Genomic DNA, 19,111 nt, shown 5'->3' with positions numbered 1-19,111 from the left:
ACCGCTCTAGAGCATTTCCGGCGAAGTGGATACCGGTTTGCCGCGAGAAAATGCGACCAGACAATAATTTCTAGAGCATGGTCCGATTCAACTTGATCGGATCATGCTCTAGGTCCGTTTTTTGTTGGAAGCTTTTCTTTTCGGAACTTACCGCGGCTGCGGTCGCCTTTTATCTTGATCAATGAGTGCTGAGCTTAGTTGCATTAAGCGCGGTCCTGAGCCCTTGCGCGAGCCTGATGGCGTCGTCGTTCGCCCAGAAATGCAGGAAGAAGAGCCGCGGTTGTTCTCCCAGCATGTGGCTGTGGATGGCCGTCACTTCGATGCCGTTCGAACGCAATGCCTTCACCACCGAATTCACTTCGTCGCTAGTCAGAACGAAATCACCGGTTATCGCGGCTTTGCCATCACCCGTTGGCTGGAAATTGATGCCGGTGGCTACGCCCATGGGACCCGGAGGAGAGATCACCTTTCCGTCCATCGTAATATCGTCGCGGCGAGCCACGCCGATCTGGTAAACGCCACCATTGGAATGTCCCTTAGCACCGATGATCTCGTCGATCCTGGTCGTGTCGAGGTCGAGAGTTGAAACGGATGCTGTCGGCGCGGCAAGTGGAGTTTTGCTCTCTGCGAGTGCGTCATGAAGTGTGGAGGCCATTTTGATCGGATCTCCATGTCCACCAACATGAAGATAGAAAGTTGCCGGGACTGCGCGAAGCAGGTGGTTGTGGATTGCTGTTACTTCCAAACCGCCCTCGATCAATTTCGACATGACTGGATTGATCTCGGCTTCTAGGAGAACAAGATCGCCCATGGCCATGGCGCCGTCGTGATCTGGCTTGAACGCAACCCAGCCACCGAGTGCAAGTGCCGGCGCAATCGACACCCCGTCGAGGGTTACCTTGAGGTCGCTCCGTGGAAAGCCGTAGCGATGAACATCGCCGGATATGGTGGGCGCGCGGCCGAGTATCGAATCCACCTTTGACCACTCGATGCTGCCTTGGTCATTCGCGAATGAGGTAGAAACAATGATAAGAGCGCAACAAAAAGCTAAAACAGCTGCACGCATGTTCATTCTCATTTCTATCTGGAGGAACAGAGGCAGCGCCTAACTGCGAGAAATTACTTGCGGTTGGCCATGTCGACGTAGTCGCGCCGGGTCTTGCCTGTATAAAGCTGCCGGGGACGGCCGATCTTCTGCTGCGGATCCTCGATCATCTCGCTCCACTGGCTGATCCAGCCCACAGTGCGCGCGACCGCGAACAGCACCGTGAACATCGAGGTCGGAAAGCCCATCGCTTTCAGGGTGAGGCCCGAATAGAAATCGACGTTAGGGTACAGCTTGCGATTGATGAAATACTCGTCGTTCAGAGCGATCTTTTCCAGTTCGAGCGCGACCTTGAGCATCGGATCGTTGCCGTGGCCCGTCTCGTTGAGCACCGCATGACACATCTTCTGCATGATCTTCGCGCGCGGATCGTAGTTCTTGTAGACCCGATGTCCGAAGCCCATCAGCCGGACATCGCTGTTCTTGTCCTTCACCTTGTCGATGAAGTCCGGAATCCTGTCTACCGTTCCGATCTCGTAAAGCATGTTCAGCGCCGCCTCGTTGGCGCCGCCGTGCGCGGGTCCCCACAGGCAGGCGATGCCGGCCGCGATGCACGCGAATGGATTCGCGCCTGAGGAACCGGCGATGCGCACGGTCGATGTCGATGCGTTCTGTTCGTGGTCAGCGTGCAGAATGAAGATCTTGTCGAGCGCGTCCGCCAGAACCGGATTGATGTCGTAGTCCTCGCACGGCACGGCGAAGCACATATGAAGAAAGTTCTCGGCAAAGTTCAGGGAGTTCTTCGGATATATGAATGGCTGGCCGATCGTATATTTGTAAGCCATCGCAGCCAGCGTCGGCATTTTCGCGACCATGCGCATCGACGCGATCATGCGCTGCTTGGGATCGTTGATGTCAGTTGAATCGTGATAGAAGGCGGCGAGCGCGCCGACCGCCGCCACCATGACCGCCATGGGATGGGCATCGCGGCGGAAGCTCTGGAAGAACCGCGTCATCTGCTCATGAACCATGGTGTGATGCGTGACGCGCTCCTCGAAATCGTGCTTCTGCGATTTCGTGGGCAGTTCACCGTAGAGCAGCAGATAGCAGGTCTCGAGGAAGTCGCCTTTCTCCGCGAGCTGCTCGATCGGATACCCGCGATATTCGAGCACGCCTTCGTCGCCGTCGATATAGGTGATCTTGGACTGGCAACTGGCGGTGGACGTGAAGGCAGGATCGTAAGTGAACATGCCTGTCTGCGCATAGAGCTTGCCGATATCGACAACATCAGGCCCGACCGTGCCGCTCAATACGGGAAACTCATAACTCTTGTCATCGACCGTCAACGTTGCGTTTTTTGTGCTCGTTGCGTTCATCGTGAAGCCCCCCGATGAGATCGTTGCGGATCACCTGGTCTCCCTCGATGAGAGAAACCAGCCGGTTATTCAAAAGCGCCGCGCAAAGGGGTATCGTATTGGTGTTTGCACCGCAAGATCGCCCAAATCTGGATGGCGGTCGCTATCGTGAGCCTTGATCGCCGAGCCGGGCGAGGCACGTCTCTTTTCCCAGCGCGGCGAGGACGTCGAATATGCCGGGCGATGTCGTGCGACCGGTCAGGGCGATTCGAAGCGGCTGCGCGACGGCGCCGAGCTTGAGATTGTTCTGTTCCGCAAACGTCCGCATCGCCGCTTCGGTCGTCTCGGCGTTCCATGATGTCACGGATTCAAGGGCCGTGCGAAGCCTGTCGATCAGCGCGCGTGTCTCCGGCGTCAGCAATGCGGCGGCTTTGGCTTCGATCGGCAAAGGCCGGTCCGCGAAGATGAATCGGGCGCCCTCGATCAACTCGATCAGGGTTTTGGCCCGCTCCTTGAGGCCCGGCATCGCGCGCAGGAGTTGCGCCCGTGTGACATCGTTGAGTTTCGGCTTGAGGTCCGCTCCGCCCGGAACGAAATCAAGCGCATTCTCGAACAGCGTCATCAGTGCGACATCGTCACAATGGCGGATATAATGGCCGTTGAGGTTCTCGAGCTTGGCAAAGTCGAAACGCGCGGCGGAACGCCCGATGGCGGGCAGGTCGAACGCGTCGATCATTTCCTGCGTGGAGAAGATCTCCTGATCGCCATGGCTCCAGCCGAGCCGGACCAGATAGTTGCGAAGCGCCGCCGGCAGATATCCCATCGCTCGATAAGCATCGACTCCCAGAGCGCCGTGACGTTTCGAAAGTTTCGAGCCGTCGGGACCATGGATAAGCGGAATGTGGGCCATCGTCGGCAGCGCCCATCCAAGGGTATCGTAAATCTGCTTCTGGCGGGCTGCATTGATGAGGTGGTCGTCGCCGCGAATGATGTGTGTCACTCCCATGTCGTGGTCATCGACCACGACGGCGAGCATGTAGGTCGGCGTGCCGTCACCGCGCAGCAGCACGAGATCATCGAGGTTCTCGTTCTGCCAGACAATGCGTCCCTGAACCTGATCCTCGATCACGGTTTCACCGGTCAGGGGCGCCTTGAGGCGAATGGTCGGCTTCACGTCCGGCGGTGCTTCGGACGCGTCGCGATCGCGCCAGCGGCCGTCGTAAAGCTTGGCGCGACCTTCGGCCCGCGCCTTCTCGCGCATCTCGGACAGCTCTTCCGAGGTCGCATAGCATCGGTAGGCCTTGCCTTCGGCGAGCAGCTGCTCGGCGATCTCGCGATGCCGCGCGACGCGGGAAAACTGGTACACGACGTCGTCGTCCCACGAGATTCCAAGCCACTTCAGTCCGTCAAGGATCGCGTCGATCGCCTCCGCCGTGGACCGCGCGCGATCGGTATCCTCGATCCGCAGCAGCATCCTGCCTCCATGCTTGCGCGCATAGAGCCAATTGAAAAGCGCGGTCCGGCCGCCGCCGATGTGAAGAAAGCCGGTCGGGGATGGCGCAAAGCGTGTAACGACGGGTGCTGTCATTATGGCGGATCTGACACTTCGGAGGATGGTATCGGCGGGGGCGCTTATCACGCCCGGGATTCGCATGCACGGCTAACTGGCCTGCTTCGTGGCGTCAATGTAGCGAAGGGCTGTTTTGTCGGTTTCTATTTCATGAGGGATTTCGGAATGGCGCTGTTCCCAGGCTGCCGGCGCATCGGCCCTTGGCGGGCGCTTGCGGATTTGGCACATAGGGGCCGAGTGAAAGGCGCACAATGACCGACGAATCGACCGCCGAGGCGGGCCGGGATTTCATACGCGATATCGTGGCCGCCGACCTTGCGTCCGGAAAGCACAAGAGCATCGTCACCCGGTTTCCGCCGGAGCCGAACGGCTATCTGCATCTCGGACACGCCAAATCGATCTGCCTGAATTTCGGCATCGCCGAGGATTTCGGCGGACGGTGCCATCTGCGCTTCGATGACACCAATCCGGCCAAGGAGGAGCAGGAGTACATCGACGCGATCCAGCGCGATGTCCGCTGGCTGGGCTTCGATTGGGGAGAGCACCTCTATTATGCCTCGGACTATTTCGAGCAGCTCTATGCCTGGGCGCAGCACCTCATTCGCGCAGGGAAGGCCTATGTCGATGATCAGACACAGGAGGAGATCCGCCTCGCTCGCGGTACGCTGACCGAACCCGGCAGGAACAGCCCGTTTCGCGACCGTCCGGTCGATGAGAATCTTGATCTGTTCGCGCGGATGCGGGCGGGAGAGTTTCCCAACGGCGCGCGGGTCCTGCGCGCGAAAATCGACATGGCTGCCGGCAACATCAACCTGCGCGACCCCGTGCTCTACCGGATTCTCCACGCCACCCATCCGCGCACGGGAAATGCGTGGAACATCTATCCGAGCTACGATTTCGCCCACGGGCAGTCCGACTCGATCGAACACATCACGCATTCCGTCTGCACGCTGGAGTTCGAGGATCACCGGCCGCTCTATGACTGGTTTCTCGACAATCTTCCGGTGCCGTCGCGACCGCGTCAGTACGAATTCGCACGGCTCAACGTCACGCATACGCTGCTGTCGAAGCGGGTGCTGACGGAGCTCGTTCGCGGAGGTCATGTCGCGGGCTGGGATGATCCTCGCATGCCCACGCTCGCCGGCCTCCAGCGGCGCGGCGTGCCGGCCGAGGCGCTGCGCGAGTTCGTCAAGCGGATCGGCGTCGCCAAAGCCAACAGCACGGTCGATGTCGGGATGCTCGACTTCGCCATTCGCGAGGCGCTCAACAGGAGCGCGCCGCGCCGCATGGCCGTCCTGCGCCCGCTCAAGGTCGTGATCGAGAATTATCCGGAGGGCCAGAGCGAGGAGCTTGAAGCCGTGAACCATCCCGATGATCCCTCGCAGGGCACGCGACGGATACGATTCGGGCGCGAGATTTATATCGAGCAGGACGACTTCATGGAGAACCCGCCGAAGAAGTTCTTCCGCCTGTCACCGGGCAGGGAAGTGCGGCTGCGATACGCCTATTTCATCACCTGCCGCGAGGTTGTGAAGAGCCCCGCGGGTGAAGTGCTGGAACTTCGCTGCACCTACGATCCGGCGACCAGGGGCGGCAACGCGCCTGACGGCCGCAAGGTGAAGGCCACGATGCATTGGGTGAACGCGGCGGACGCCGTGCCGGCCGAAGTCAGACTCTACGGTCATCTGTTCGAAACCGAGCAGCCCGATGCGGCTAACTTCGCATCCGAGCTCAACCCGCAATCGCTTCAAATCCTGTCCGGCTGCATGGTCGAGCCCGCTCTCGCCCGAGACGATGCCGGAGCCGCTGTCCAGTTCGAACGGCAGGGCTATTTCTGCCGGGACAGGGATTCCGCGCCCGGCCGGCTCGTGTTCAACCGGACGGTCGGCCTGCGCGACACCTGGGCCAAGGTGGCGGCGGCTGGCTCCTGATTTCGCCGGTATTCCGTATCCGTTCCACTGTTCGCCGCGCGTGCTCTTCCGCTAGCATCGCCGCGAGGGCGTAGAGGGTCGGCTGGATGGCGGAGCGGGGCAGGGCTCGCGATCGGAGGGGAGGGTACGCCGGAACCTGGCCGACGCGGCAAGCCGTCGCCGCGCCTTCGCAAACCCCTTCGGGAGCCTTGCCGGCAATCGTCGCGCGGCTGCGGGCCTGGGCGAGCGCCGAAGCGGCAGCCGTTCGCCTTCTGCCATGGGTCCCGGTGGCGTTCGGCGCGGGCATTGCGATCTATTTTGCCGCCGATCACGAGCCGGTTGTCTGGGTTGTCTCCGTGACCGCCGGAGCGTTGTTTGTGTCGGCGTTGCTGTTGCGCCGGCATCGGGTGTTTACCGCCGCCGTCATGGTTGCGGCGGTCGCCGCGGGCTTCGCTGTCGCCACGATCAAGACGGCGCATGTCTCGCACGCTGTGCTGACGCGGCCGATGTACACGCCGCTGCTCCAGGGTTTCGTCGAAACCAGGGAGGTGCGCGAGCGAACCGATCGCTTCGTTTTGCGCGTCGTTCGGATGGACAGTCGGCGGCAGCACGTCAAGCTCGATCGCGTGCGGCTGTCCGTCAGGAAGGGCGCCGCGCCCGCTGTCGGCAGTTTCGTGGAGTTGAAAGCGCGGTTGCAGCCGCCGCTTACGCCTGTGCGGCCCGGAAGCTACGACTTCGCCCGCGATATGTACTTTCAGGGCATCGGCGCTTCCGGCTTCGCCATGGGCGCGATCAAAACCGTCAGTTCTCCGCCTGGCGGCGGGTTTGCGCTGCGCTATGCCGCGCTAATGCAGGAGTTGCGCGACGCCATCGACGCCCGCATCCGGCTTGTTCTCAGCGGCGATTCGCGGGCCATCGCCACCGCGCTGCTGACGGGACGGCGCGACGCCATCACGCCGCCCGTGAATGAGGCGATGTTCATTTCGGGGCTGGGCCATGTGCTTTCGATTTCCGGCTATCACATGGCCGTCGTCGCCGGCGTGGTATTCTTCGCGGTGCGGGCGCTGCTGGCGCTGGTCCCGGCGCTGACGGCGACTTTCCCGATCAAGAAGTGGGCGGCGGCGGCGGCGCTCGCGGCCGCCGCTTTCTATCTTATGCTGTCGGGCGCGGAAGTCGCGACCCAGCGCTCGTTCTTCATGACGGCGGCGGTGCTGATCGCGATCATGGTGGACAGGCGCGCCATTACGTTTCGCACGCTCGCGGTGGCGGCGATGATCGTGCTTGCGGTCGCGCCGGAGTCATTGATCCATCCGAGCTTTCAGATGTCGTTCGCGGCGACGCTCGGACTGGTGGCGCTGGTCCAGGTGGGCATGCCGAGGATGCTCGCAACGCCCGACCACTCGCCGACAGCGAAGGCCGCCCTGTGGGGTGGACGCGAAATCGCCATGCTGGCGCTGGCCTCATTCGTGGCGGGACTTGCCACCACGCCCTATGCCGCGTTTCATTTCCATCGTGTGACGCCATACGGCATGGTTGCGAACCTGCTGGCGATGCCCGTGATCTCGGCGCTGGTGATGCCGGCCGGACTGCTCGGACTGGCGGCGATGCCGTTCGGCTTCGACGGCGTGTTCTGGCGGTTGATGGACTTGGGCATCGAGTGGATGGTCGCCGTGGCTCAAGGGGTCGCCGAACTGCCGGGCGCCATCGGCCGCATCGCTGCATTCGGAACGGGGCCGCTGCTCGCGGCGACAGCGGGCATCGTTCTACTCGGACTCCTCAGAACGCCGTTGCGCTGGAGCGGCGCGATCGCCATCGGGCTGGCGATCATGTGGTCACTTTCGGTGACGCCGCCGGATATCCTGATCTCCGCTGAAGGCCGTAATGTCGCCGTGAGAGGCGGGGACGGCCGGTTGCGTCTCATCAGCACGGGCAAGGATTCTTTTACGGTCCGGGAATGGCTCGCCGCCGACGGGGATGGGCGTGGGCCCTCGGATCCCACGCTGGCGGAGGGCGTCTCGTGCGACGATGCGGGTTGCGTGGTCAAGATGGGTGGAGGTGGGATCGTCGCGCTGGCGCGGCGTCCGGAAGCGATGCAGGATGATTGCGCGCGTGCGGAGCTGATAGTGACGCAGTGGCAGGCTCCGGAGGGTTGCCTCGCGCATGTTATCCATCAGAGTTGGCTGCGGCGTGAAGGCGCTCTTGCCCTGTGGCGAACCCCCAATCCTTCCAGACAAGATGCTTCGAGACTCGATTCTTCAAGACCTGTTGCTTCAAACCCCGACGCTTCAAGATACGACGCTTCAAGATACGGCTTCGCTGTCGAGGCCGTCCGTCCCGTTGGGCTCCGCCGTCCCTGGTCATCCGCCGCCTTCGATGAACAGCCGGCACGGCTGCAATCAAGGTCGGAGCCTCCGGCTGACGCCACGCCGGCGCCTGAGGACCTCCAGCCGGATGATTGAAAGGCCCGTCCGTCGTAAGTCTTTCGCTCCGGATGAAATCAGTACTTGCGGTAAATGCCGATCAGTCTGCCCTGGATCTGGACCCGGTTGGGCGGAAGAATGCGAACTTCATAGGCCGCGTTCGCCGGCTCCAGCGCGATCGAAGCGCCGCGGCGGCGGAAGCGTTTCAACGTCGCTTCCTCGTCGTCGATCAGGGCGACGACGATGTCGCCGGTGTCGGCGGTCTGGTTGCGCTGGATCAACGCCATGTCGCCATCGAGGATGCCGGCATCGACCATGGAATCGCCGCGCACCTCGAGCGCGTAGTGCTCGCCGGCGCCGAGCATGTCGGGCGGCAGGCTGATGGTGTGACTGCAGGTCTGCAACGCCTCGATCGGCGTGCCGGCTGCGATCCGTCCCATCACCGGAACGGCGACCGGACGCTCGGCCTCGTCAGCGCCGCCACCGCCGCCGCGGCGAACCTTGCCGAGATTGCCCTCGATAACGCTCGGTGTGAAACCGCGGCGTCCGCCGCCGCTTGTGGCCAGTTCCGGCAGCTTGATGACTTCGATGGCGCGGGCGCGGTTGGGGAGGCGGCGGATGAAGCCGCGTTCCTCCAGTGCGGTGATCAGGCGATGGATGCCGGACTTCGAGCGCAGGTCGAGCGCATCCTTCATTTCATCGAACGAAGGCGGCACGCCGGACTCCTTCAGCCGTTCGTTGATAAAACGCAGGAGTTCGTACTGTTTGCGCGTGAGCATCCCGACCCAGTCCCTGGTTGATGGTTCCTGCCGACGACGGGACATCGGGCCTACAGCCCTATGCGCCAGCCCCGCGGCACGAGAACTCGAAACAAATCATGAACATACACTATATGTTCGATATGTGTTCCGCAACCCTTAATTTAAGGTCAACAACGCGAGACTTTATGACAGCGAGAGCTTGATGACGTTGCAAGGCTGGCCTTTGCTGGCGGCCGGCGCGAACGGCGTGCGGATAACGAGTGCATCCGCCGCGGCAAGATTTCCCATCAGCGAGCTGTCCTGATGCGTAACCGGCGTTGCGACCGGCAGGCCGTCCGTTGAATAGGTGAGTCGCGCGCGCAGATAATCCTGCCTGGCCTGATTGGCGGCGACGTCGCCTCCGAGCAGCGCCGGTTCAACACGGTGGTGCACATCTTCACGTCCCGATAGCGCGCGGATCAGCGGCACCATGAACAGGAACGCGCAGATGTAGGCCGAGACGGGATTGCCGGGGAGACCGATCACCCGCGTCGCGCCGAGCCGTCCATACATCATCGGCTTGCCGGGCCGCATCGCGATCCGCCAGAACGTCATCGCCACGCCTTCCGCCTCAAGCGCGCGCTTGATGAAATCATGATCGCCGACCGATGCGCCGCCGGTGGTGACGAGGATATCGGCGCCGCTGTCGCGGGCGCGGCGGATCGCGGCCGTCGTGGCGTCCATGGTGTCGGCGGCCAGGCCGAGGTCGATCGCCTCGGCGCCTTCACCTCGGGCGAGCGCGCGAAGCGCGTATCCGTTGGACAAAATGATCTGGCCCGGACCGGGCGTCGCGCCCGGCAAGACCAGTTCGTCGCCGGTGGCGAGCATGGCGATGGTGGGACGGCGGTGCACCGGCAGGTCCGGATAGTTCATGCCGGCGGCAAGCGAGAGATGGCGGTCGGTGAGACGCGTGCGCGCTCGGATCAGGACGTCGCCTTCGCGAAAATCCACCCCTGCGGGACGGATGTTCTTGCCGGAAGCCGTGGCTTCCTTGACGATGACGTGGTCGCCGTCGCGATCGGTGTCCTCCTGGATGACGACGGTGTCGGCGCCTTCCGGCACCACCCCTCCGGTAAAGATCCGCAAGGCCTCGCCCGCACGCAGCGCGCGATCGAGCGGCCGTCCCGCGGCGCTTTCGCCGATTACGTGAAGACGTGAGGGAATCGTCGCGATGTCCGCCGCGCGCACGGCATAGCCGTCCATCGCCGACATTGCGACCGGCGGTTGGGTCCGGCGCGAGGGCAGATCGCTCGCCAGCACCCGGCGATGCGCCGCTTCGAGCGCTGCTGTTTCTTCCGGGAGTGGTTCGACTCCGTCAAGAACAGCCGCAAGGGCATCGGCGACCGCCATCAGGGCCATGACCATCTTCTCCTATAGCGTTTTCGAGCGAAGTGGAAACCGGTTCGCGTGAAGAAAACGCGCCAAAACAATAATCCAGAGCTTCGCTTCTGATTCAATCAGAAGCGATAATGCGCTAGATCACGATGGCTTTGGATCGAATAGATCCAGAGCCATCGACGTGATCGATGCCAATATTTAGAGCGGGATGCGGGCGGAAAACCGCACCACACTTTTCCTCATCCCGCTCTAGCGCCCCGATTCCGAAATTCGCATACCCTTGCCGCAACCTTTGATGCGAACTCGCTTGACGGGCTCGATGGAGCAATGAAGCGAACTTCCGAACCACCACACTGGGACGCGCCTGGCGGGCGTGTCAATCATCTACCGAACTTTCGGCTCGCATACAACGGTGCGATGAGCCGAATGCAGCTCAACGGCGTGTTCACGCCGGCCGCTTATTATTCTGGCGCATTATCCGTCACGAGATAGTGGCCGGACTTGCCGCCCTTTTTCTCGACCAGATGAATGCCCTCGATGCGGACGCCGCGTTCCACGGCCTTGATCATGTCGTAGATCGTCAGGCAGGCGACGGAGACCGCGGTGAGGGCTTCCATCTCCACGCCGGTCGGGCCGGAGACCTTGACGCTTGCGCGCACCCGGCAGCCGGGAATCTTCTTGTCGGTTTCGATATCGAGCGTGACCTTCGACAGCGCCAGCGGATGACAGAGCGGGATCAGTTCCGACGTGCGCTTGGCGGCCATGATGCCGGCGATGCGCGCGGTGCCGAGCACGTCGCCTTTCTTGGCGTTGCCGCTTTCGATCAAGGCTAGCGTCGCCTTTGTCATGACGACCTGGCCTTCGGCGACGGCGACGCGTTCGGTCGCGGGCTTTGCCGAAACATCGACCATCCGCGCCTCGCCTTTGACGTCGATGTGGGTGAGGGCGGGTTTGCTTTTCTTGTCTGCCATATCAATTAAATCCTATAGCGTTTTCAGGCGAAGTGGACGCCGGTTCGCGTGAGGAAAACGCGTCAAATCAAAATCATGGAGCCTTCGGGTTCCATCGAAAGCGAAGGCTCCTGGCTGGTTGCTTCCCTCTCCCGCAAAAGGAGAAGGAGGCGAGAGAGGCTATGCATAGTTGAGCAGCGTGCGCGTTGCGGCCGTGACGTCGGCTTGCCGCATCAGGCTTTCGCCGACCAGGAAGGTGGAGATGCCGACCCTTTCGAGCCGTGCGAGGTCGTCCGGCGTGAAGATACCGCTTTCTCCCACCATCAGCCGATCCTTCGGAATGTGAGGGGCCAACGCTTCGCTGGTTTCGAGCGTCGTCTCGAAGGTGCGCAGATTGCGGTTGTTGACGCCGATCATCGGCGAACGCAGCTTGAGCGCGCGATCCAGTTCCTCGCGGTTATGGATTTCGAGCAGCACATCCATGCCGAGATCGAGCGCGGCCGCCTCGATGTCTGTCGCAGCCGTATCCTCGAGCGCGGCCATGATGATCAGGATGCAGTCCGCTCCATGCGCCCGCGCCTCGACGACCTGATAGGTGTCGAACATGAAGTCCTTGCGCAGCACCGGCAGCGATGTCGCGGCGCGGGCTGCAACCATGAAATCGAGATGGCCCTGAAACGACGGCGCATCGGTCAGGACGGAGAGGCAGGCCGCGCCACCGGCTTCATAGGCGCGGGCGAGCGACGGCGGATCGAAGTCGGCGCGGATCAGTCCTTTGGAGGGTGAGGCTTTCTTGATCTCGGCGATCAGGGCGTAATCGCCTCGTGCGAGTTTCGCGCGGATGGCATCGGTAAAACCGCGCGGCGGCGCGGCAGCCTTCGCGGCGGCCGTGACCTCGCCAAGGGGACGTGCGCGCTTTGCGCTCGCGATCTCCTCGCGCTTGTAGGTTTCGATCCTGGTCAGGATGTCGGCCACGCCATCGTCCTCAACCGTTGGAAACAGCGATCAACTGCTTCAGCCTGTTCAGCGCACCGCCGCCGTCGAGCGATTTCGCGCCAAGCGCGACACCCTCCTTCAGGGTCTTCGCCTTGCCGGCCACGATCAGCGCCGCCGCCGCGTTGAGCAGCGCGACATCGCGGAAGGCTCCCGGCTTGCCTTCAAGCACCTCGCGTAAGGAGGCCGCGTTCGCCTCGGCGTCGCCACCCCTCAGCGCGTCGCCGTCGGCGCGCTCCAGTCCCGCATCTTCAGGCGTCACCTCGAAGGTGCGGATATTGCCGTTATCGAGCGCCGCGACGAATGTCGGGCCGGAGAGGGTGATCTCGTCCAGGCCGTCCGAGCCGTGAACGACCCATGCCGATTCAGAGCCGTGGTTCTTGAGCACCTGCGCCAGCGGCTGCACCCATTGCCGCGAGAACACGCCGACCATCTGCCGCCTGACGCCCGCGGGATTGGACAGCGGTCCCAGCAGGTTGAAGATGGTGCGGGTCGCCAGTTCGACGCGGGTAGGGCCGACATTCTTCATCGCGGGATGATGCGCGGGCGCGAACATGAAACCGATGCCGGCCTCGTTGATGCAGCGTCCGACCTGTTCGGGGGTGAGGTCGATCCTGATGCCGAGCGCGGCGAGACAGTCGGCGGCTCCGGATCTGGAGGACAGCGCGCGGTTGCCGTGCTTGGCGACGGGCACGCCCGCGCCCGCGACGATGAATGACGCGCAGGTCGAGACATTCACCGAGCCCGAGCCGTCGCCGCCGGTACCGACGACGTCGACCGCATCCACGGGCGCCTTGACCCGCAGCATCATGGATCGCATCGCCGAGACCGCCCCGGTGATCTCGTCGACGGTTTCCCCGCGCACGCGCAGCGCCATCAGAAGGCCGCCCATCTGCGAAGGAGTGGCCTCACCGGACATCATGCTGTTGAACGCGGAAGCGGCTTCGTCGCGCGTCAGGGTCGCGCCGGTGGCGACCTTTCCAATGAGAACCTTGAGATCGTCCATCGGATGCTTTCGGGATGCGGCGCTCGCCGGTCCTCGTCAGAAGTTGCTGTTGGCGCCGGTGATCTGCGCCACCGCCGCCTGATTAATCTTGGTGCCGATCTCGGCTTCGAGCTTGACGATGTACTGGCCGACATACTCATCCGACAGGCCGCGCTGGATGCCTTCACGCAGCTTTTTCGTCTCATCGGAGGCGACATCGAGCGTTGGCACCTTCACGTCGCTGACGCGGAAAATGAACCATTCGTCATTGCCCGTGCCGGGCGCCTGGCCGGCTGCGTCCTTGGCGGCGCGGAATACGGCTGCGACCACGGCGGCGGGCAGGGTGGCCGTCGTGTCATCCCGCTTGATCGCGCTTGCGCTCTCGACCTTGAGACCGAGGCTGGCTGCCTCGTCGGCGAGCTTGCCGCCCTGCTCAAGTTTGCGGATCGTATCCGTCGCCCTGGTCATCAGGCGGCTGCTGATCTGGTCCTCGCGCCACCTGGCTTCGACCTTGTCCTTGACCTCGTCGAGGGTGCGGTCGCGCGAGGGGGTGACGCCGAGAACGTCGAACCAGATGAAGCCGTTGTTGCCGAGTTGCAGCGTCTCGTTGTCGACGCCGACATCGCTGGCGAACGCCTGCGCGATCAGGTCGACGCCCTGCGGAATTCCGGACACGGGTTTACCGTCCGGCGCGCGCCCGGAACGGTCGGTGGCTTCGATGGTGACCGCGGACAGTCCAACCTTTTTGGCGGCTTCGACAACGCTCGCGCCGCCGCCGCGCTCGTCCTCCATCTTGTTGTGGAGGTTGTTGATCTCAGCGCGCGCGCGATCGAGCGCGGCGTCGCGTTTCAGTTTTTCGGCAACGCTTTCGTAAGTCGGCTGGTTGCCCGGCTCGATGCGGCCGACCTTGATCAGCGCGACGCCGAATCGACCCTGGGTCGGCTGGCTGACTTCATCGCTCTTGATCGAGAACGCTGCATTGGCGATGGCGGGATCGATGATCTCGGATTTCGAGATCGTGCCGAGGTCGATGTCCGAGGCCGCAAGACCACGCTCCCTGGCGATATCGTCGAACGACGCGCCGCCGACGATCTTCTCCCGCGCGGCCTGGGCGTCCGTGACGTTCGGGAACATGATCTGCCGGAGTTGCCGCCGTTCGGGCGTGGACAGCTTGTCCTTGCGCTCCTCGTAGATCTTTCTGGCGTCGTCGTCGGACACGGCGGTCCATTTGGCGACTTCCTCGGGCGTCAACACCACGAAAGCCATCTTGCGATATTCCGGCGCGCGGAACTGCACCTTGTGGGCGTCGAAATATCCGGACAACTGGTCCGCAGTGGGAGGATCGATGGTTCCGGCCTGCGCCGCGCCGAGCTTGACGTAGTCGATGGTCCGCTGTTCTTTCTGGAAGCGGTTCAGCGCCTCCAGCAGCGTTTTCGAGGGCTCCACGCCGGCCGTCATCGTTCCGACGATCTGGCGGCGCAGCGCCATGTTTCGCTGCTCGGCGACGTAGCGCTGCTCGGTGTATCCCAGCTGGCGGATGAGGCCGGCGAAGCGCGCCGCGTCGAAGGCGTTATTCGCACCCTTGAAGGTGGGATCGCTCTTGATCTGTCGGCCGATTTCCTCGTCCGACACCTTGAGGCCCTTGCGCTGGGCGTCTTCGTCGAGCGCGGCCTCCGCGATCACCTGCTGCAGGATCTGGCGGTCGAGGCCGAGAGCCCTGACCTGATCGGGAGGCAGCGGGCGGCCGAACTGGCGTCCGATCTGTTGCAGCCGGTCGTTGTAGATTTGCCGGAACTGCTCGGTCGAAATCTCGGTGCCGCCCACCGTGGCCAGCGCCGACTGGCCGAAGCCGTGAAAGATGTCCGCGATGCCCCAGATGCCGAAGGCGACGATCAACAGGCCCATCACGATCGTCATGAGGGTCTTGCCGAGCCAGTTTGATGAGGCGTTGCGTATTCCTCGAAGCATGTGTCCGTCTTTTGCAGGAGGGAAGCAGGTCGTATGGGAAGCAGGTCGTATGGGAAGCAGGTCGCACTTGAGCGGAAGCCGCGCGAGAGCCCACCGAATTGATAACGCATCATAAAGTGGCAAGCGCGCCGTCGCAACCTCGGCGGAGCGCCTCGACCATGAGCCGCGGCGTGTGCCGGAGACTGGCCCCGGCCGATAACCTCTGCTAGCAAGGTCCGTGAACTCGGCGTCGGATTGTCGGCACGCCGAGATGACGCAACGTCAAAATCACCTATGAGAGATCCATGACCGGGCTGCGACCGCTGATTGCTGGAAACTGGAAGATGAACGGCCTCAAGGCTTCGGCCAGCGAACTCGGCCAGATAATCTCAGGAGCGGCTGGTCCCGCGCAAAAAGCCGATCTGCTCATTTGTCCGCCGGCGACGCTGGTGCTGGCGTTCGTGGGGGCGGTGCAGGGCTCGCCGGTTGGGATTGGCGGGCAGGATTGCCACTCCAAGCCGTCCGGAGCTCATACCGGGGATATTTCCGCCGAGATGCTGGCGGATGCGGGCGCTACCGCGGTCATCGTCGGTCATTCCGAGCGCCGCGCCGATCATGCGGAGACCGACGCTCTGGTGCGGGAAAAGGCCGAAGCCGCGTGGCGGGCGGGTCTGACCGCCATCGTCTGCGTCGGCGAGACGCAGGACCAGCGCGATGCCGGTCAGACGCTCGATGTGGTTGGTCGGCAGCTCACGGGCTCGCTGCCGGACGGCGCGACGGCCGCCAATCTCGTCGTCGCCTACGAGCCGGTCTGGGCGATCGGCACCGGGCGCACGCCGACATCGCAGGACGTGCAGGAAGTCCACAGGTTTATCCGCGAAAAGCTCGCGGAACGGTTTAGCGTGGAAGGCACGAAGATTCGCATTCTGTATGGCGGGTCGGTGAAGCCGTCGAATGCCGCGGAGCTGCTGGCGGTTCCGAACGTGAACGGAGCGTTGATCGGCGGCGCCAGCCTCAAGGCGGCGGACTTCCTGGGGATCGCCCAGGCCGTTGCCTGACTGTTTCCTGCCGCGGCCGGCCGCCTAGAGCGTTTTCGAGCGAAGTGGAAACCGGTTCGCGTGAAGGAAACGCGTCAGAACAAGATCATAGAGCCTCGCTTCTGATTCCATCAGAAGCGAAAAGGCTCTAGAGCGGCGGCCGATTAAATGGAATCAGCGCCGCCGCTCCAGTTAATTGATTGAGCATCGGATTTATCCCGAAACCGGTTCCCACTTTCGGGTCCGATGCTCTAGCGGGGGCGACCCTGTGGGGGTGACAACGCCGCGCCTGATCGTGTAGATACCCCGCCGAGTGGAGTGAGTTTGATATTCGCGCCTCCTTTGGCCGCTGGCCGCGCGTCCCGGATGCGAACGTTGGAGCCGAACCACTCGAGCATGATCCCGACCCGAAGAGCCGCGCCAGCGCAAAGTGGAAACCGGTTCTCGGAAAAGAAAATAGAATAAGCGACGAGTCTGATTCAACGGGGTTGAATCAGGTTCAACGCAGTTGAAACAGACTCGAGTTCAAGCCCCGCAAGCCTGTGATGTCCGGCCGTCCGGCGCGCACTTGTGATGGAAGGCCAGAGATGCAGACCGCAGTTATCGTCATCCATTTGATCATCGTCGCGACGCTGACCGTCGTCGTTCTGCTGCAGAAATCCGAAGGCGGTGGCCTCGGCATGGGCGGCGGCGCCGGTTTCATGTCAAGCCGGGGCACGGCGAACCTGCTGACGCGCACGACCTCTTTTCTTGCGGTAGGGTTTTTCGTGACCAGCCTGCTCCTGTCCTGGCTTGCCGGCGTCGAACAGAAGCCGGGCTCGATCCTGGATACGGCGCCGGCGTCGCAATCGCAGCCGGCCACCCCGGTCACCCCGCCGAGCGGTGGCGGTCTGCTCGATTCGCTGAAGCAGTCAGAACAGGCGCCGGCCCCCGCCGGTCCGCAGGCGCCGCGTTCCCGATAAAGCAGGACGATGCAGGGCGGGGTCGCCATCCTGCATCAGCAGTTTCCATCAAGAGACTGCAAAATCGTTTGAATTTTGAAGTCACCCACAGCCCATTCGCGTTCCGGCTGGCGGCTGCGATTGGTTTTGGCGAATCGACACGGGAGCCTTAAAGGTTGAGACCCATGGCGCGGTATATTTTCATCACCGGCGGCGTGGTCTCCTCGCTCGGAAAAGGTCTGGCATCGGCGGCGCTCGGCGCGCTGTTGCAGGCGCGTGGCTACAAGGTCCGCCTTCGCAAGCTCGACCCCTACCTCAACCTCGATCCCGGAACGATGTCGCCATATCAGCATGGCGAAGTGTTCGTGACCGACGACGGCGCCGAGACGGATCTCGATCTCGGTCATTACGAGCGTTTTACCGGGCGTCCCGCCACGAGGCAGGACAACATCACCACGGGCCGCATCTATCAGGATATCCTGACCAGGGAGCGCCGCGGCGATTATCTCGGGGCCACGATCCAGGTGATTCCCCACGTCACCAATGCCATCAAGGCGTTCATTCTCGACGGCAACGATGACCATGACTTCGTGCTGTGCGAGATCGGCGGCACGGTGGGCGACATCGAGGGCCTGCCGTTCTTCGAGGCGATCCGGCAGCTCAAGAACGATCTTCCGCGCGGTCATGCGATCTACGTCCACCTGACCCTGCTGCCGTTCATCCCGAGCGCCGGCGAATTGAAGACCAAGCCCACGCAGCATTCTGTGAAAGAACTCCGATCGATCGGCATCCAGCCCGATATCCTGCTGTGCCGCACCGATCGCGAAATTCCCGCGGAGGAGCGCCGGAAGCTCGGATTGTTCTGCAATGTCCGGGAAAGCGCCGTGATCGAGGCGCGCGATGCCGATAACATCTACGCCGTGCCGGAAGTCTATCACGCTGCGGGACTCGACGACGAGGTTCTGGCGGCGTTCGGAATCGAGCCGGCCGCGCCTCCGGCGCTTAAGGGCTGGCATGAGATCAACGAGCGCATCCGCAATCCGGAAGGGGCGGTGACGATCGCGATCGTCGGCAAGTACACCGGCATGAAGGACGCCTACAAATCGCTGATCGAAGCGCTGTCCCATGGCGGCATCGCCAACAAGGTGAAGGTCAACCTCGACTGGATCGAGAGCGAGGTGTTTGAAAACGAAGATGCCGCGCCGTTCCTCGAACATGTCGACGGCATTCTGGTGCCCGGCGGATTTGGCCAGCGCGGCGCGGAAGGCAAGATCAAGGCGGCGCGGTTCGCGCGCGAACGGCACGTACCTTATTTCGGCATCTGCTTCGGGATGCAGATGGCCGTGATCGAGGCGGCGCGCAACCTGGTCGGAATCGCGGACGCCAACTCGACCGAATTCGGCCCGACCAAGGAGCCGCTGGTCGGCCTGATGACGGAATGGCTGCGCGGCAACGAACTGGAGAAGCGCTCCAAAGCGGGCGACCTCGGCGGCACCATGCGGCTCGGCGCCTATCCGGCGATGCTCAAGCGCGGCAGCCGCGTCTCGGGAATCTACGGCGGGGCGGTCGAGATTTCCGAGCGGCACCGCCATCGCTATGAAGTCAACACTGCCTACAAGGATCGGCTGGAGCAGCACGGCTTAAGGTTTTCGGGCCTCTCGCCCGACGGCGTGCTGCCGGAGATCGTCGAATATCAGGATCATCCCTGGTTCATCGGCGTGCAGTACCACCCTGAACTGAAGTCGCGGCCGTTCGAGCCGCACCCGCTGTTCGCCTCGTTCATCCAGGCGGCGGTTGTGCAGAGCCGGCTGGTTTAGAGC

The 19,111-nt window shown here is 62.9% G+C and carries 14 protein-coding genes; 5 read left to right on the top strand and 9 right to left on the bottom strand.

Annotation, left to right across the window (positions count from 1 at the left end; all coding sequences use genetic code 11):
• Window positions 1-178 precede the first annotated feature (178 nt).
• The 3 genes from NWI01_RS09685 to gltX all read right to left on the bottom strand — a co-directional run bounded on the left by NWI01_RS09685 (window position 179) and on the right by gltX (window position 3,988).
• A complete protein-coding gene (locus NWI01_RS09685; RefSeq protein WP_141383649.1) occupies window positions 179-1,066 on the bottom strand; it encodes a DUF1259 domain-containing protein in 888 nt (295 codons plus the stop codon).
• 53 nt (window positions 1,067-1,119) lie between these two features.
• The gene (gene gltA, locus NWI01_RS09680) at window positions 1,120-2,421 is read right to left on the bottom strand and encodes a citrate synthase (protein WP_141383648.1); all 1,302 of its coding nucleotides are present in this window, start codon (window positions 2,419-2,421) and stop codon (window positions 1,120-1,122) included.
• Between the two features lie 142 nt (window positions 2,422-2,563).
• The gene (gene gltX, locus NWI01_RS09675; protein WP_141383647.1) at window positions 2,564-3,988 is read right to left on the bottom strand and encodes a glutamate--tRNA ligase; all 1,425 of its coding nucleotides are present in this window, start codon (window positions 3,986-3,988) and stop codon (window positions 2,564-2,566) included.
• A gap of 233 nt (window positions 3,989-4,221) precedes the next feature.
• On the opposite strand from gltX, the gene NWI01_RS09670 reads away from it, so the two are divergent.
• Both NWI01_RS09670 and NWI01_RS09665 read left to right on the top strand, forming a co-directional pair.
• Entirely contained in the window at window positions 4,222-5,901 is a 1,680-nt protein-coding gene (locus NWI01_RS09670; RefSeq protein WP_141383646.1) for a glutamine--tRNA ligase/YqeY domain fusion protein, read from the top strand.
• A gap of 86 nt (window positions 5,902-5,987) precedes the next feature.
• Window positions 5,988-8,339, top strand: coding sequence for a ComEC/Rec2 family competence protein (locus NWI01_RS09665; RefSeq protein WP_141383645.1), 2,352 nt, complete (start codon window positions 5,988-5,990; stop codon window positions 8,337-8,339).
• A 38-nt stretch (window positions 8,340-8,377) separates the two neighbouring features.
• Here the strand turns inward: NWI01_RS09665 and lexA are convergent, their stop codons facing one another.
• The 6 genes from lexA to NWI01_RS09630 form a co-directional block, all read right to left on the bottom strand.
• Window positions 8,378-9,079 (bottom strand): transcriptional repressor LexA, encoded by a 702-nt coding sequence (gene lexA, locus NWI01_RS09660; RefSeq protein WP_141383644.1) that lies wholly within the window; start codon window positions 9,077-9,079, stop codon window positions 8,378-8,380.
• A gap of 165 nt (window positions 9,080-9,244) precedes the next feature.
• On the bottom strand, window positions 9,245-10,459 hold the full coding sequence (locus tag NWI01_RS09655; RefSeq protein ID WP_141383643.1) for a molybdopterin molybdotransferase MoeA: 1,215 nt from the start codon (window positions 10,457-10,459) through the stop codon (window positions 9,245-9,247).
• Window positions 10,460-10,899: 440 nt separating this feature from the next.
• A complete protein-coding gene (gene moaC, locus NWI01_RS09645; RefSeq protein WP_141383642.1) occupies window positions 10,900-11,409 on the bottom strand; it encodes a cyclic pyranopterin monophosphate synthase MoaC in 510 nt (169 codons plus the stop codon).
• A 159-nt stretch (window positions 11,410-11,568) separates the two neighbouring features.
• A complete protein-coding gene (gene trpC, locus NWI01_RS09640; RefSeq protein ID WP_141383641.1) occupies window positions 11,569-12,363 on the bottom strand; it encodes an indole-3-glycerol phosphate synthase TrpC in 795 nt (264 codons plus the stop codon).
• 10 nt (window positions 12,364-12,373) lie between these two features.
• Window positions 12,374-13,387, bottom strand: a complete 1,014-nt coding sequence (gene trpD, locus NWI01_RS09635) for an anthranilate phosphoribosyltransferase (protein WP_141383640.1) — start codon at window positions 13,385-13,387, stop codon at window positions 12,374-12,376.
• A 36-nt stretch (window positions 13,388-13,423) separates the two neighbouring features.
• The gene (locus NWI01_RS09630) at window positions 13,424-15,334 is read right to left on the bottom strand and encodes a peptidylprolyl isomerase (protein ID WP_141383639.1); all 1,911 of its coding nucleotides are present in this window, start codon (window positions 15,332-15,334) and stop codon (window positions 13,424-13,426) included.
• 284 nt (window positions 15,335-15,618) lie between these two features.
• Between NWI01_RS09630 and tpiA the strand changes: the two genes are divergently transcribed.
• The 3 genes from tpiA (at window position 15,619) to NWI01_RS09615 (ending at window position 19,108) form a co-directional block, all read left to right on the top strand.
• Window positions 15,619-16,371 carry a triose-phosphate isomerase gene (tpiA, locus tag NWI01_RS09625; protein WP_141383638.1) on the top strand — a complete coding sequence of 251 codons (753 nt, stop codon included), beginning with the start codon at window positions 15,619-15,621 and terminating at the stop codon, window positions 16,369-16,371.
• Between the two features lie 566 nt (window positions 16,372-16,937).
• On the top strand, window positions 16,938-17,312 hold the full coding sequence (gene secG / locus NWI01_RS09620) for a preprotein translocase subunit SecG (protein ID WP_141383637.1): 375 nt from the start codon (window positions 16,938-16,940) through the stop codon (window positions 17,310-17,312).
• A gap of 164 nt (window positions 17,313-17,476) precedes the next feature.
• On the top strand, window positions 17,477-19,108 hold the full coding sequence (locus NWI01_RS09615; protein ID WP_141383636.1) for a CTP synthase: 1,632 nt from the start codon (window positions 17,477-17,479) through the stop codon (window positions 19,106-19,108).
• The last annotated feature ends 3 nt before the right edge of the window (window positions 19,109-19,111 follow it).

Source organism: Nitrobacter winogradskyi (genome assembly GCF_006539545.1).
Classification (GTDB): domain Bacteria; phylum Pseudomonadota; class Alphaproteobacteria; order Rhizobiales; family Xanthobacteraceae; genus Nitrobacter; species Nitrobacter winogradskyi_A.
This window is presented reverse-complemented; position numbering and strand designations above follow the sequence as displayed.